Origin of the sequence: Flexithrix dorotheae DSM 6795, assembly GCF_000379765.1 — a bacterium.
Classification (GTDB): Bacteria; Bacteroidota; Bacteroidia; order Cytophagales; family Flammeovirgaceae; genus Flexithrix; species Flexithrix dorotheae.
Window position 1 is genome coordinate 364,296 of the sequence record NZ_KB903476.1, and the last position, 15,004, is coordinate 379,299.

The 15,004-nt window shown below is 36.0% G+C and carries 11 protein-coding genes and 1 tRNA gene; 4 read left to right on the forward strand and 8 right to left on the reverse strand.

What is annotated here, in order from left to right; genetic code table 11:
- Positions 1-34: 34 nt before the first annotated feature.
- The 3 genes from A3EM_RS0132120 to A3EM_RS0132130 all read right to left on the reverse strand — a co-directional run bounded on the left by A3EM_RS0132120 (position 35) and on the right by A3EM_RS0132130 (position 4,909).
- On the reverse strand, positions 35-3,244 hold the full coding sequence (locus A3EM_RS0132120; RefSeq protein WP_020532373.1) for a TAT-variant-translocated molybdopterin oxidoreductase: 3,210 nt from the start codon (positions 3,242-3,244) through the stop codon (positions 35-37).
- A 45-nt stretch (positions 3,245-3,289) separates the two neighbouring features.
- Positions 3,290-4,525, reverse strand: coding sequence for a cytochrome c3 family protein (locus A3EM_RS0132125; protein ID WP_020532374.1), 1,236 nt, complete (start codon positions 4,523-4,525; stop codon positions 3,290-3,292).
- A gap of 310 nt (positions 4,526-4,835) precedes the next feature.
- Positions 4,836-4,909: transfer RNA gene (locus tag A3EM_RS0132130), tRNA-Cys, on the reverse strand.
- A 105-nt stretch (positions 4,910-5,014) separates the two neighbouring features.
- On the opposite strand from A3EM_RS0132130, the gene A3EM_RS0132135 reads away from it, so the two are divergent.
- Positions 5,015-5,674, forward strand: a complete 660-nt coding sequence (locus A3EM_RS0132135; RefSeq protein WP_020532375.1) for a protein-L-isoaspartate(D-aspartate) O-methyltransferase — start codon at positions 5,015-5,017, stop codon at positions 5,672-5,674.
- Between the two features lie 15 nt (positions 5,675-5,689).
- Positions 5,690-6,220 (forward strand): acyl-CoA thioesterase, encoded by a 531-nt coding sequence (locus A3EM_RS0132140; protein WP_020532376.1) that lies wholly within the window; start codon positions 5,690-5,692, stop codon positions 6,218-6,220.
- 50 nt (positions 6,221-6,270) lie between these two features.
- On the opposite strand, the gene A3EM_RS0132145 is transcribed toward A3EM_RS0132140, so the two are convergent.
- A complete protein-coding gene (locus A3EM_RS0132145) occupies positions 6,271-7,251 on the reverse strand; it encodes a pyruvate dehydrogenase complex E1 component subunit beta (RefSeq protein ID WP_020532377.1) in 981 nt (326 codons plus the stop codon).
- A 211-nt stretch (positions 7,252-7,462) separates the two neighbouring features.
- Positions 7,463-9,343 (reverse strand): tetratricopeptide repeat protein, encoded by a 1,881-nt coding sequence (locus A3EM_RS0132155; RefSeq protein WP_020532379.1) that lies wholly within the window; start codon positions 9,341-9,343, stop codon positions 7,463-7,465.
- A 279-nt stretch (positions 9,344-9,622) separates the two neighbouring features.
- Between A3EM_RS0132155 and A3EM_RS0132160 the strand changes: the two genes are divergently transcribed.
- The gene (locus tag A3EM_RS0132160) at positions 9,623-9,841 is read left to right on the forward strand and encodes a PspC domain-containing protein (protein WP_020532380.1); all 219 of its coding nucleotides are present in this window, start codon (positions 9,623-9,625) and stop codon (positions 9,839-9,841) included.
- A 103-nt stretch (positions 9,842-9,944) separates the two neighbouring features.
- Here A3EM_RS0132160 and A3EM_RS0132165 read toward each other — a convergent pair whose 3' ends face one another.
- From A3EM_RS0132165 to A3EM_RS0132175, 3 genes are all read right to left on the reverse strand, one after another.
- Positions 9,945-11,456: a lytic transglycosylase domain-containing protein gene (locus tag A3EM_RS0132165; RefSeq protein WP_020532381.1), complete on the reverse strand. Its 1,512-nt coding sequence runs from the start codon at positions 11,454-11,456 to the stop codon at positions 9,945-9,947.
- Positions 11,457-11,559: 103 nt separating this feature from the next.
- Positions 11,560-12,990: an Asp-tRNA(Asn)/Glu-tRNA(Gln) amidotransferase subunit GatA gene (gene gatA / locus A3EM_RS0132170; RefSeq protein WP_020532382.1), complete on the reverse strand. Its 1,431-nt coding sequence runs from the start codon at positions 12,988-12,990 to the stop codon at positions 11,560-11,562.
- A gap of 198 nt (positions 12,991-13,188) precedes the next feature.
- Positions 13,189-13,407 carry a Sec-independent protein translocase subunit TatA/TatB gene (locus tag A3EM_RS0132175; protein ID WP_020532383.1) on the reverse strand — a complete coding sequence of 73 codons (219 nt, stop codon included), beginning with the start codon at positions 13,405-13,407 and terminating at the stop codon, positions 13,189-13,191.
- Positions 13,408-13,480: 73 nt separating this feature from the next.
- Here A3EM_RS0132175 and A3EM_RS0132180 point away from each other — a divergent pair, with 73 nt between their 5' ends.
- Positions 13,481-14,983 carry a bifunctional ADP-dependent NAD(P)H-hydrate dehydratase/NAD(P)H-hydrate epimerase gene (locus A3EM_RS0132180; protein WP_020532384.1) on the forward strand — a complete coding sequence of 501 codons (1,503 nt, stop codon included), beginning with the start codon at positions 13,481-13,483 and terminating at the stop codon, positions 14,981-14,983.
- Positions 14,984-15,004 lie beyond the last annotated feature (21 nt).

Genomic DNA, 15,004 nt, shown 5'->3' on the forward strand with positions numbered 1-15,004 from the left:
ATCAAATTCAATTTTTTATTTAAAGAAAGAAGTTTTATGCGTTCTCAGCATCCTTATTTCTAATCTTGGTCATGTACCAAACATTTGGTCTGACATTTATTTCGTCCAATACATTGTAGGCCCTTTCTTTAATTTCAACCTCCATAAGTTTCCTTACTTCAGTTTCCTTATTGTTCAGGTCTCCAAATGTGATTGCATTAGTAGGACAAGCACTCGCACAAGCCACACTAGCATCTCCGTCCTGAATTGGTCTTCCTTGCATTTTGGCTTTTAATTTACCCGCCTGAATTCTCTGTACACACATAGAACATTTTTCCATCACCCCTCTTGACCTTACGGTAACATCAGGATTCAATACCATTTTTCCTAAATCATTATTCAAATGGTAATCAAAATCTTCATTGTTGTGATACCTGAACCAGTTAAACCTTCTTACTTTATAAGGACAGTTATTCGCACAATACTTTGTACCAACACATCTGTTATAAGTCATTTGATTTAAACCTTCAGAACTGTGGGTTGTAGCAGCTACCGGACAAACTGTCTCACAAGGAGCGTTATTACAGTGCTGACACATCATTGGCTGGAATACAACTTCAGGATTTTCAGCGGCCTCTTCCAATTCTTTTGCCGTTTCGGCATTAGCAGGGCTACTGTAGTATCTATCGATTCTAATCCAGTGCATTTCCCTTCTATTAATCACCTCCTGCTTCCCTACAATAGGAACATTATTTTCCAAATGACAGGCCACCACACATGCTGAACAACCAGTACAACTGTTCAGGTCAATGTTCATTCCCCAATGGTGATTATTATAAGCATGCTGATCAGCTTTTAATCCCATTACTTCATTCCATGATCCAGGAACTTTCTTTTCAGTTTTCTCTCTTGGATCATCTTTATATCCATCACTCTGAACATCCCACAGAGAAATATTACCTGGCTTATCAGATCCTGAATAGGTGGAGATATGTGGATCGTATCTTCCGGCTCTTGGATTACTTTTATATTCTTCAAGAGTTGACTCCTGAATAATAGTTTCCCTACCAACAATGGTATGGTGAGTTTGAGTTTGCGCTACATGTTGTGATGAACCAGTAGCAGCAATTGATACACCTGCTACCTGAACATTTTTTACAGTTTTATCAAAACTCAATAATTTGTATGCATTAGCTCCTCCAGCTTCAGCCGTTACCTTTCCTGCCTTTCCACCATCTCTTCCATAGCCTACAGCAATAGCAATCGTCTTTGCTTCCTGACCTGGCTGAACGATAACAGGCAATTCCATCTCCACACCGTTCGCACTCACTTTTGCTACCTGAACTTTGGTTTCAAACACCTCAGCTAATCCAAGCTCTTTAGCTGCTGATTGAGAAACTGCTACATAATTACCCCAACAAACTCTTGAAATTGGATCAGGAGTTTCCTGTAACATCGGGTTATTGGCCTGAGAACCAGACCCCATTACTGCACTACTGTAAATTACAAGTTCAAAATCAGCATTTGCAGCTTTATAATTCTTTTTAATATCAGAGGAAAGCCCTGCATAATCTACCGGAGCGAGTTCCTCTGCATTTACTTCCCCTCCATGGAGACTCACATATCCCTCTGCATTCTCTATATCATAAACCCCGTCATGCAAAGTTCTTTGCCAGAATTTATCAAAATCAGTTTCTTTAGACTGTGTTGGGAAAATGCTTTCTTTCCAATAAGACTGAATAACTGATAAGTAAGTATCTTCACTTCCAGACCATTTCAATAATGAATCCTGGAATTGTCTAGTATCGAATATTTTGGAAATTGTAGGCTGAGCAAGACTTAGGAATCCTTTTCTTGGTTCTGCATCATTCCATGACTCAAGGAAATGTGAGTCTGGACAATTATACCCACAAAGAGAGGCTGTTTCATTCAATCTGTCATTAGTTGAAACAGAAAGTTTAGCCTTGGAAATTCCAGCAGCAATCTTGTCTCCCATAGGGTGATCATAAACTGGATTTGCATTGTAGAATATCACGGCTCCAACTTGTCCTTTTTCTAATCTTCCCACGAATGACGCCATTTCAGCATCATTACCCTGTTTTTGGAAAGAAGGAGAATTTAGGTCAAGTGTTTGTCCATAATTTCCAAGCATTTCATTAATTCCGTTCACTAACAATTGAACAGCAATATCATTAGTACCTGAAATTACAATTGACTTTCCTTTACTTGCTAATAATTTTTTAGCCGCTAAATCTAAATTTTTAACTTCTACTTTTTCAATTCCGGAAATGGTTGGACCGCCAGTCGATTTTGCGATTAAATTGAATAGCTGCGCTACAACTAACCCTTCCTGAGAGGCCTTTATAGGAGTTCTATAATCTGCATTCGCTCCTGAAAGAGACATTATTGGTTCAAACTGAAAATGAGTTGACATTTTCTTTTTGTTTTTACCAATTTTTCTTGTTTCAGAATATCCGGCATTGTGCTCTACTCCACTAAACCAACTTCCAAGGAAATCAGCACTGATACTTACTATAGTATCTGCTTTATTGAAATGGTATGTTGGTAAAACTGCTTTGCCAAATTGTCTTTTATTTGCTTCTAATAAAGCCGATGCAGATTGCGAATCGTAAGAAATAACTTTAGTAGAAGTATACTTAGAAGAAAAATCCTGAATTAATTTCTTAGTGGAAGGACTTAGAATGGTATTGGTCACAATGGCAATTTCCTGTCCTGAGGTAGCAATCTTAGAAAGCTGGCTGGAAATTTCTTTGTCAACAGTAGCCCAATCACTATCTGCACCCCCTTTACTTGGCCCTTTAGCCTTTTCATTATCGTACAATGAAAGTACAGAAGCGTTTACCCTTGCATTGGTACCGCCCTTTGTGATTTTGGAAAATGAGTTTCCTTCTACAAAAATTGGCCGTCCCTCTCTTGTTTTCACAACTACAGAGCAATATTCTCCGCCATCAGCATAGGTAGATGCATAGTAATTTGGAATTCCTGGATCTACACTTTCCGGCTTATTCAAATATGGAATAGCCTTTCTTACTGGTGCTTCACATGCTGCCAACGAAACTGCTGCAACACTAAATCCCATCATTTTAAGGAAATCCCTTCTGGTACTTCCCTCTTCAGAATTATCACCAAATGCGTCTTTTATAGGTAATTTATCGGAAAATTCCTTATCAGCATGCTTTACAAAACTAGGATCATTTTTCAGCTGCTCAATTCCTTTCCAATAGGTCTTTTTATTAACTTTCATGTATATTAAAGTCAAATAACTGTGAACTTTCTTGCTTAATTTATATTAGTAATGGCACTTAGAACATTCCAACCCGCCTATATCCTCAACTTTCATTGGTTCTTTTGAATCCGACTCATGCAATTGAAGCAATTTATCGTAATAATCATTGCCTTTGGCATTTACATCCGTTTCTCTATGGCAATCAATACACCATCCCATTGTTAATAATGAATGTTGCTGCACAACTTCCATCTCCTTGATATCACCATGACAGTTTTCACAATCCAAACCACCAACTTTTACGTGTTGAGAGTGATTGAAATAGGCAAGATCAGGCAAATTGTGAACCCTTACCCATTGGATAGGTTCATTATTTTCAATTGCAGTATATATCTTATTCATTTCAGGAGAAGTTGTCCTGATAGAGTTGTGACAATTCATACAAATATTCGCTGAAGGAATATTGGCATTTTTACTTTTCTCTACTCCGGTATGGCAGTACTTACAATCAATTTCGTAATATCCTGCGTGAAGTTTATGTGAGAACGGAATAGGCTGGTCAGGTGCATATCCCTGTTGCACGCCTATACCCAACAGACCATCAACAATCCCCTGGGCAACTACAGCAACAAAGATAAAGGTCACGATCCCAATAAATGCTTTGCTTTTTAAAACACTTCCAACATCAAACCTCTGATCCAAGAATTCTTTTTCTTCCTCAGTGAGTTCCTTTTCCTTTCTGATGTATCTGGTTAAAGCCGATACTAATAATACCATTACTATAAGAATGATAATCAATAGTATAACCAACCCAACCACGATGGCTAATAATAAATCAGAATTTACTGAAGATTCAACCTCTTGACCTCCTCCTCCTGATCCTGGGGTAGGAACATCAGCAACATCCTCTTTATTCGTTTCATCCTTTACATAAGCCAGAATTGAAAGAATTTCCTCATCAGAGAAAAAATCGTGGTTTGGCATCATCTGCTTATATTCTTCATATAATGCAGTTGCATAAGGATCACCACTCGTAATTGTTTTTTCAGGATATTTAATAAAATTGATTACCCATGAAACCGGTTGCCTCTCCCAAACGTTTTGTAAGGCAGGACCAACTAATCTGGTTTTCACATTATGGCATTGGGCACAATTACCTTTGAAAAGTTTAGCGCCCTCAGAAATTACTGCAGCATCAGTTGGAATTTCGGGTTCCTGTGCGAAAGACTGGCTTGCCAGAAAGAGCGGTAGGATATAAAGTATTAAATTAACCTTCAGCTTTATGAATAATTTACTCATAGGTTCGATTTCCACGTATTTAATAATAGGTAATGCTTCTTGATTTTATGAGGCCAAATTTAGCATGCAAAGTATTTTAATCAAATAGCATATTCGACTCTGCAAATATCCAATTTCTTTTACTTCTCATTATCTATTTAACCGACCGCAAAACAACAACATAACCTTTTGTTTTACAATTATTTACAGGAATTAAAAAGTAATTGATTTTCTATTTAGAATTACTCTAAATTATTAAATGCAAGTTTTTACTCAAATTCGCAAAAAAATGCAGCCATAAAAAAAACGTACCCAAAAAGCTGGGTACGTTTGGAGGTCGCGAGCGGATTCGAACCGCTGTAAAAGGTTTTGCAGACCTCTGCCTAGCCGCTCGGCCACGCGACCTTTAAATCGGTCACAAAAGTATTAATTCTATCTTAATCCTCAAATAAATTTTCAGGATTATTTCCTAATTTGCCAACTTATTTGAATTAAACCTCTCTAACATCCATGTTGATTGATAATTATAAGCACAAAGGATTAAGAAAATCTCTGATAAAAATAATTCGGGAGAAGGGAATTACAGACGATAAAGTTCTGGAGGTGATCGGAAAAGTGCCCAGACACTTTTTTCTGGAAACGGCATTTGTGAATCACGCTTATGTAGATAAAGCTTTTTCCATAGGAGAAGGTCAAACAATTTCCCAACCCTTCACGGTAGCCTTCCAAACACAACTACTCAATGTAAGAAAAAATGATAAAATTTTAGAGATAGGAACAGGGTCGGGATACCAAAGTTCTATCTTAATGGAGCTCGGAGCTCAACTTTATTCGATTGAATTCAACAGAAAGCTTCATAACAGGTCAAAAAAAATATTAAATCAACTCAATTATAAAGGGACATTTATTTGTGGTGATGGTTCGAAAGGTCTGGAATTTCATGCTCCTTATGATAAGATATTAGTAACTGCAGGAGCGCCTACCGTTCCGGAAGCTTTAATCGAACAACTGAAAATAAATGGTGTATTGGTAATTCCGGTAGGCCCGGAATCCCAACAAAAAATGCTAAGAATTACTAAACTTGAAGATAAAAAAATTAAAAAAGAAGAATTCGGTAATTTTAGGTTCGTAAAATTACTTGGAGAAGATGGTTGGGGATTAAACAAATAATAAACTTTAAAATTTATGCCTTCTAAATCAAAAAAAGCAATTGAATCATTAGCCACAATGACCGAAATGGTATTACCCAATGATACTAATACCCTGAATAATCTTATGGGTGGAAGGCTTATGCATTTGATGGATATTGTTGCCGCAATTTCAGCCCAAAGACATTCAAACAGAGTAGTAGTAACTGCCTCGGTAGACAATGTGTCATTTTCACATCCCATTGCACTTGGTGATGTAGTGACCTTAACTGCAAAAGTGACAAGAGCATTTAATTCTTCTATGGAGGTTCATATTTCTGTATCTTCTGAAAACATTCCTTCCGGAAAAAAAACAGTTACCAATGCCGCATTTTTTACATTTGTAGCTGTTGATCAGGCAGGAAACCCTATTTCCGTTCCAGAGTTGGAACCAGAAACAGAAGAAGAAAAACTTCATTATGACGGAGCCCTGAGAAGAAGGCAATTGAGGCTGGTACTGGCTGGAAGAATGAAGCCTGAAGAAGCCAAGGAATTAAAATCTATCTTTTATACAAATGAAAAAGGTTAGGCAATTTATTACCTAACCTTTTTCATTATTTCAAGCACTGAAACTGTTTTTTACTTCACATATAAAGTAGATTTCACAGCATCAATAGTTTTCTTGGCATTTGGTAATGCGGTTTCGATTAATGTGGGTGCATAAGGAAGCGGCACATCAAGGTTATTTACCCTGTGTACAGGTGCATCCAGGTAATCGAAAGCATATTTTTGTACATGATAAGCCAATTCTGAAGAAATAGAAGCCAGCGGCCATGCTTCCTCAACCACTACCAACCTGTTTGTTTTCTTTACAGAATCCACAACAGCTTTATAATCAATTGGCCTGATAGTCAGCAAATCAATTACTTCTGCGTTAATTCCTTCTTTTGCTAATTCAGCAGCAGCAATATTCACTTCTTTCATCATCTTCCCAAAAGAAACAATAGTAACATCAGTTCCTTCTTTCACTACTTCAGCAACCCCTAAAGGTAAAATATACTCTCCTTCAGGAACTTCACCTTTATCACCATACATCAATTCAGACTCCATGAAAATAACAGGATTATTATCCCGAATGGAAGCTTTTAATAAACCTTTTGCATTATATGGGTTACTCACAACTACCACCTTCAATCCCGGAGTATTTGCATACCACGAATCAAAATTCTGAGAGTGTTGAGAACTTAACATCCCAGCATTTCCAGTAGGTCCTCTAAATACTATTGGCACAGGATATTGCCCTCCAGACATCGACATCATTTTCGCTGCACCATTAATCACCTGGTCAATAGCAACCAACGAAAAGTTGAAAGTCATAAATTCCACAATTGGTCTTAAACCATTCACTGCAGAACCTACACCTATTCCGGCAAATCCCAATTCTGCAATTGGAGTATCGATCACCCTTTCCGGCCCAAACTCATCCAACATACCCTGACTTACCTTGTATGCACCATTATACTCTGCAACTTCTTCACCCATTAAATACACCTTTTCATCCCTTCTCATTTCCTCTACCATTGCTTCCCTTAGTGCTTCCCGAAATTGAATTTCTCTCATGTTTTAATTATAAGTAGTTAACCAAAAATAATCAGGCAGTATAGAAGCCTTATTTCTGAAAATATTTTTAATAATTATTTTTACTTTGAAGCCAGGCCAAACAATTGACCTTTTTAAAATTTTGGTGTAAAAATAATCTTCATTTCCATATAAAAAAAAAGCCTGCTTCATTTTTATATCATGAAGCAGGCTTTTTTTAATATAAATGAGATTATTTAGTAGCTTCAGTAACAGCTGCTTGCTGACTTAAGAACTCTAAATCTTTTACAGCTTTCTCTTTTAGATCATTATCTAAATCAAATGCCTTTTTCAGATTTGAAGTAACTTCACCTGAATTTCCTAATCTGGCAGCAGTAATAGCAGCACCATAATAAGCTAAAGCATTTTTAGAGTCAGCAGAAATAGCATCAGCGAAAGCAGTTTTTGCTTTTGCATAATCATCTGCATTTACTTCTTTACTTGCTTTTAACAGAATAGCAAGAGCCTTGTTGTAAGCAGCAACAGGATCATTTCCAGCTTGCTCAAGGTTACTAATTGCAGTTCCGTAATCAGCAGTGGTAATACCAAAGTATCCATTCAATGAATTGATAGTAGCACCTAATTCACCAGCACCACCAGAAACTCCAGACATAGTAGCTTTCGCACCGGCAACATCTCCTTTAATTAACTGAGCACTTGCAAGGTTAACTTTTCCTTCAGTAGACTCTTGTTTTTGAAGACTTAACTTGAAGTTAGAAATAGCTTTGTCAACTAAATCCATTTTTTTGCTTTCACTTGATTCCTCAATAGCCATTGCCATATAAGTAGCACCTAAGTTATTGTAAGCAGAATAGTTGTCATCAAGTTTGATAGCAGCTTCGTAAATTTTTTCTTTTTCTGCTAAGTCTGGAGTCATTGAAGCAGCATAAGCCATCATTTTTGAGTTCAAACCATCAACTTCTTCTCCGTTAGCTTGCTTCTTAGTCATTACAGCAATCTCGGCATCAGTTGGCTCGTCTTTGATTTGAAGAATCTCCATTTTACCAGCTCTTAGAGGAGGATAGATATCTCTGAATAGCACTCTATAAAAAGAAAGTGTTTGTAATTTTAGTTCTTTAGAAACAAAATCACCTGATCCGTTAAGAATATCCATTACTTCGCTCTTCTGACCATCAGAAATTTTATCGCTTGCCTGAACAGCATTTTTAAATGCATCCCAATCTTCAACTACTGGCTTCAACACAAAGTTGATGCTATCCATAGTAGATTCATAATCGAATTTTTTACCAAGAGTTTTGTAGTATTTTTCAACAACTGCAGCTCTATCGTTGGCAAGTTTACTGTTGATTTCAGTTGAACCTTCAGGAGAGTGCATACCAGTGATATTTACAGTTCTGGTAGGCATGTTTGTAGAAACGTAATTTTCTAATTCTTTTCCTCTGTCACTTCTTCTTTCGCTGTATCTCAAATCAGATCTTCCTTGTTGGAAGTAAAAATCAACATTAGTTGGGATATATTTCTCTGAATTATCGTATCCATGAGGCACATAGTTGGCACTGTAAGGAGCCTGAACTAACTGAGAAGTAGTAATAACACCTTTACCAAGGTTATCAATAGTATAAAGTTCAGTTTCTTTTACTTTTTCTGGCTTAGATTTTTTATAAGCTCTTCCTTTAAAAGCTAATTGACCTTCTTTGTATTTTTCGTCATAATCAAAGCTTAAATCTTTTTCAACAGTTGGAGTAGGATTAGTTGCCAAAGCATCTCCATCATACACCAATGTTCCATTTTCTCCACCTATTGCTGTTTCTTCGTCAGTAGCGGTTTTGTAGAACACATCTAGTTCATACATTATTTTCGGTTTCAAAACCTTTTCAGGAACCTGAACCTTTACTGTAAACTCCACTTTATCTCCGTGCAACTCTAATGGGTTAGGAGTCACAGTAGATTGACCATTTTTAGCTGATTCAATCATTGGAGTTAGTGCATTACAGCTTGCAAATAACAATATACCTGATGTCAAAACACCAGATAATGCCCGTTTGTACATATTCATAACAGTTTTCTTAAGTTTAGTATCTTGTTTGAAGCAAAAATATTTTTCTAAAATCATTATTCCAATAAATTATTAGATTTTATCTAATTCTTCACGGCATAATGGTGTGAAATTAATAATTAATTTTAATAATTCACCAAAAATCACAATGTAATATAATCAGAGGACTTTGCCCAAAAACCTCAAATTTTAAACCAAATTACAAGATATTAACATTTCCATTTCTAATTTTTATTATCTTTATAAAATATAGTGGGTCTAAATTTTCGACTTACTTTGTCTTGAGGGTTTGTGGAAATTTGTTGAAATATTTAAATCAAAATAAGAATTGAATATATGAAACAATTACAGTTTTTCCTTGAGAAGCAGGCATTTGGTGTGTGCTCAAAACTTGGAGATACTTTCGGGATTCCAACTTATGTCATTAGAAGGTATTTTATTTATACCTCTTTTCTTGCCTTTGGCTCTCCTATCATTGTTTATCTTGCTTTGGCCTTTTGGCTTAATATTAAAAGCTACCTAAGAGCAGGGGCAACAGTGAAGAAATTTTTCTGATGTTTTAAAGGTCAGGAAAAATGGGGGATTGCTTGGAAATTGATTAAAAATTCGATGAGGTTTTTGGAAAAAAAGTAATGTTCAGGTAGAGTTTAATTTGGACTCAACCCAGTTTTAACTTTTGTCCAATTTTTAATTTACTTGATTTTAAATTGTTGAGTTTTTTAATTTTTTCTACAGTCATTCCCTCATATTGTTGAGAAATTCCCCAAAGTGTTTCACCTGACTTCACTGTGTGGAATTTTCCTGCTGGATTTACCTTGGTAGTTGAACCAGAATTTAAGACAGGTTTTGCCGGGGCGTTTGAAGCAGTAATACTATTGGCCGGTGGTTTTGAGCCTTTACCATATATTACCAATTTCTGACCTGGGTAAATTTTATTTGAATAAATATTATTCCAGTTCCTTAAATCAGACAACCTAACTCCATTGCGTTGGGCAATTGTACCCAATACATCTCCCCTTTTCACCGTATAAAAATACTTTCCGGTTTTAGGAGTACTTCTATTGGAAGCATAAGTTGGATTTGGCTTTGTGGTTACTTTTACATTGGCCAGAATGTCTTTTTGATTTTCCAGATACATACCCACTCTTGCACTTGGGATTTTTACAGGATAATTTTTCACGCCTTCAGGCACCATTTTGTATTTAAACTTGGGGTTAAGCAGAAACAGGTCATCCTCACAAACATTCAGTTCCTTAGCAAGTTTCCTCAAATCTACACTCTGATTCACAAAAATTTCCTCAGAAGGGATTTCGTAAAAAGGTTTATCCTGAATCAGGTTATGCTCCTCAGCATATTTCAAAACATACATCATAGCCACAAACTGAGGCAAATATGACCTGGTTTCTCTGGGAAGCCGCTCATAAATATCCCAAAAATGAAATTTTCCTGTTCTTCTTTTTGCCTTATTCACATTCCCGGGGCCACAATTATAGGCAGCTATTGCTAGCTCCCAATCATTATAATATTCATATAAATACTTCAGATATTTACAGGCAGCCTCAGTAGATTTTTCAGGATCCATCCTCTCATCCACATAATAGCTTTGTTTCAGACCGTAAACTTTTCCTGTGTATGACATAAACTGCCATAATCCTACTGCAGTGGCTCTTGATTTTGCATGGGGAATAAGAGCAGATTCTATAATTGACAAGTATTTCAATTCATCTGGCAAACCGTGTTCTTTCAGTTTTTCTTCGAATAATGGAAAATAAATATTTTTCCTTTGAAGTATTCTTAGTGTAAAATCCCGCTTCCTAACTGAAAAAAAATCAATAAATAACCTTACCCTTTCATGATAATTTAGAGGAATCTCATTTTCAATACAAGAAAGTCTGTCTTTGATTAATTCATCTGAAACCGAGGGGATGAAATCTCTATCATAAACAATTTCCTCCAACCCAATTGCTGCAGTAGTATCAAAATTTAAAACCCTTTCGGTAGCTTCCTCAGAGATATTAAGTGCAGTAACCACTTCATCATCCTCAATCCATGGTAAAATATATCCCTCAGGCATCTCCACAGTATAACTACTGTCCAAAACCTCTTGCGAATAGGCGATATTTACCACTGAAAACAGGAAAATAAATGGGATAAAATACTTAATAAGCATTATCGAGAAAGTTAACTTAAAAAAATTGACACAGTAAATATAAAAAAGTAAGCAATCGAATAAAACTGCTTTAGTAGAAATAACGGTTTATTAATCAATTCTATTAAATCAAATCACTTATATATTTTGAAAAGGCAAGCAATTCTGCCTCTTTAAAAGAATCTCCCATTATTTGTAATCCAATAGGAAGACCTTCTTTATCCTTACCACAAGGAATGGAAATAGCAGGAATTCCTGCTACAGAAGCCTGGACAGTACACAAATCAGCCAAATAGTATTCTACTAAATTGGATTCATCATATCGCCCAATTTTAAATGCAGTAGAAGGCGTAGTAGGCAATACTATAAAGTCGTATTCTTCAAAAAGCTTATGAGTTTGTTCTTTTATAATTCTCCTTACTTTTTGAGCTTTAGTAAAATAAGCATCATAATAACTTGCGCTTAATACAAAAGTACCCAGCATTATCCGCCTTTTCACTTCTTCTCCAAATCCCTCTGACCTGGATCTTTTATACATACTCAGCATATCAGTGGAAGCCTTGCTTCTGTATCCATAACGAACCCCATCAAATCTGGACAAATTGGTACTTGCTTCTGCCGTGGTTAATATATAATAAGTAGGCAAAGCATATTCCAGGAAAGGGAAATCAACCGCATCTACCTGATGTCCCAGCTCCTCTAATTGCTGAATTTTTCCCTTTACACTTTCCCTAATTTCTTTATTTACCCCCTCACTATCAATAGTCTCTTTCAGGTAAGCAATTTTGTATTTAGATTTAGGTGTTAAAAGTTTGGAATAGGATGGCACCTCTGAATGGGATACAGTTGCATCATGGTCATCTGCTCCTGAAACAATTTCCAAAATAAAAGCGGAATCCTCTACATTGTTGGCAATAATACCAATGGTGTCAAATGAAGAAGCGTAAGCAATCAGGCCATATCTTGAAATTCTGGAATATGTGGGTTTCATTCCTACTACTCCACAAAATGCAGCAGGTTGACGAACCGACCCTCCTGTATCTGAGCCAAGAGAAATTAGACACATATCTGCCGCTACAGCCACAGCAGAAGCTCCTGAGGATCCTCCAGGAACCCTGGTTTTATCAACAGAATTTTTTACCGGACCAAATGCCGAATTTTCATTGGAAGAACCCATTGCAAACTCATCACAATTTTGTCGACCAATAATAATTGCGTCCTCTTCCAGGATTTTTTCAACTGCAGTGGCAGAAAACTGAGAAACAAAGCCATCCAAAATATGGCTTGCGGCCTGAAGTCCATGGTCTTTATAACAGATCACATCCTTTATGCCTATCACTACACCAGCCAGTTTACCAGCAGTACCATTTTTAATTTTTTCATCTATTGTTTTAGCTCTTGAAAGTGCTTCATCGGCATAAACTTCCAAAAAAACATTCAGGTCTTTTTGGGAATCAATTTGATCTAAATAATGGTTTACTAACTTTTCACAGCTGGTTTTCCCTTGTTCAATGGCTGTTTTTATTTCTTTTATTGAGGAGTACACAATTTCCAAATAGTAAAATGTTTGTACAAATACTAATGCCTACTTCTTCATAAGAGCAGGAGACATTATTGAAAAGCATTTTAATTTTAAAAATAATTCTTTTTGAAAAACAAAAACAGGTCCCGTGACCTGTTTTTGTTTTTTCCCGGAAAAAAATTCTTGGATTAAGCTTAAAATTAATCCAATAACTAAAAAGGCTTATTGCAATTAGTTTTTTACGCTTTTATTAATATTATCAGCCTCGTCTTCGATTTCTTTCTTGATATCTTTAGTGGCATCTTTAAATTCTCTAATACCTCTTCCCAATCCTCTGGCTAGTTCTGGAATTTTCTTAGCTCCAAAAAGAAGAAGGATCACGAATATGATAATAAACATTTCCCAGCCACCTGGCATTCCAAATAATAATATCGATGCTATTGTATTCATAACTTGTTATTTTTAATCTTTACAAAAATAGTTATTCCATTCTTAATTATAAAGGTAATCAATCTAAATTAAAATGAAGATTCTTAATGCTGGCCAAATCAGAGCACTTGATCAGTACACCATCAAAAATGAACCCATTCCTTCAATTGAGCTTATGGAAAGGGCCTCAAATGCATTTGTGCACTGGTTTATCAATAATTTTGACCCATCGAACAAAATACTGATTTTTTGTGGCACAGGGAATAATGGAGGGGATGGATTAGCAATTGGGCGAATATTAATTAACATAGGATATTCGGTTGATTGCTACATAGTTAGATTTTCTGATAATGCAAGTCATGATTTCAGAATCAATGAAGCCAAATTGAAAAAAATCTCTGAACTGAGAGAAATTAGGGATGAAAATGCAATACCGAAAATTAGTGGAAATCAAATTATCATTGATGCTATTTTTGGTTCTGGATTATCCAGGCCAATAAATGGTTTTACAGCCAGGCTAGTTAAGCATTTAAATAACTCAGAAAACACTACTGTTTCGGTAGATATTCCTTCAGGCTTATATTGCGACTCATACAATAAGGATAAAAATATTATAAAAGCTGATTTCACCATTACTTTTCAATTGCCTAAATTATCCTTCCTTCTCCCACAAAATGAACAGTATGTTGGGGAATGGTTTCATGTGGATATTGGTTTGGACCAAAAATTTATTAATAAGGCCAAAACACCCTACCATTATGTTGAAAAAAGCGAGATCAAAAACCTATTTAAAGCAAGGAGGAAATTTTCCCATAAAGGTACTTTTGGCCATGTGCTTTTGATTGCAGGGAGCTATGGAAAAATTGGCGCTGCCGTACTGGGAGGAAAAGCAGCTTTACGAACAGGATCAGGATTAGTTTCTCTTCATATTCCAAAATGCGGCTATGAAATTGTGCAGATCTCAGTTCCAGAAATTATGTGCCAGCTGGATAAGGATAAATCAAATATTTCAAAAATACCTAAACCTGAAAATTTTACATCAATTGGAATAGGCCCGGGAATCGGACAGGAAGAAAAAATTTTAAAAGCCCTTACTTCATTAATTAAAGAAGTAAAATTCCCAATAGTATTTGATGCAGATGCCATAAATTTAATTGGTGCGAATAAAAACCTGCTCAAAGATATTCCTGAGAATAGTATTTTCACTCCCCATCCAAAGGAATTTGAAAGACTGGTTGGGAAATCCCAAAATAATTATGAAAGACTGGGTATGATTATCCATTTTTGCAAAAAATATAAGGTATTTTTAGTATTAAAAGGTGCTCATACGGCTATTGGAACACCTCAGGGTGATATTTTCTTCAACAGCACTGGAAATCCGGGAATGGCTACAGCGGGCTCCGGAGATGTTTTAACCGGGATAATTTTATCCCTTCTAGGCCAGGGCTATCCCTCCCAAGAAGCAACAATTCTGGGCGTTTTTCTTCATGGCTTGGCAGGAGATTTGGGTTCTCAGAAAGAATTTCCTTCTTCCTTAATAGCCAGTGACATTATTAAAAATATTGGAAATGCCTATAAAAAAATTATGGAGGATTAGATTAGATTTGCAAAAAAAGAT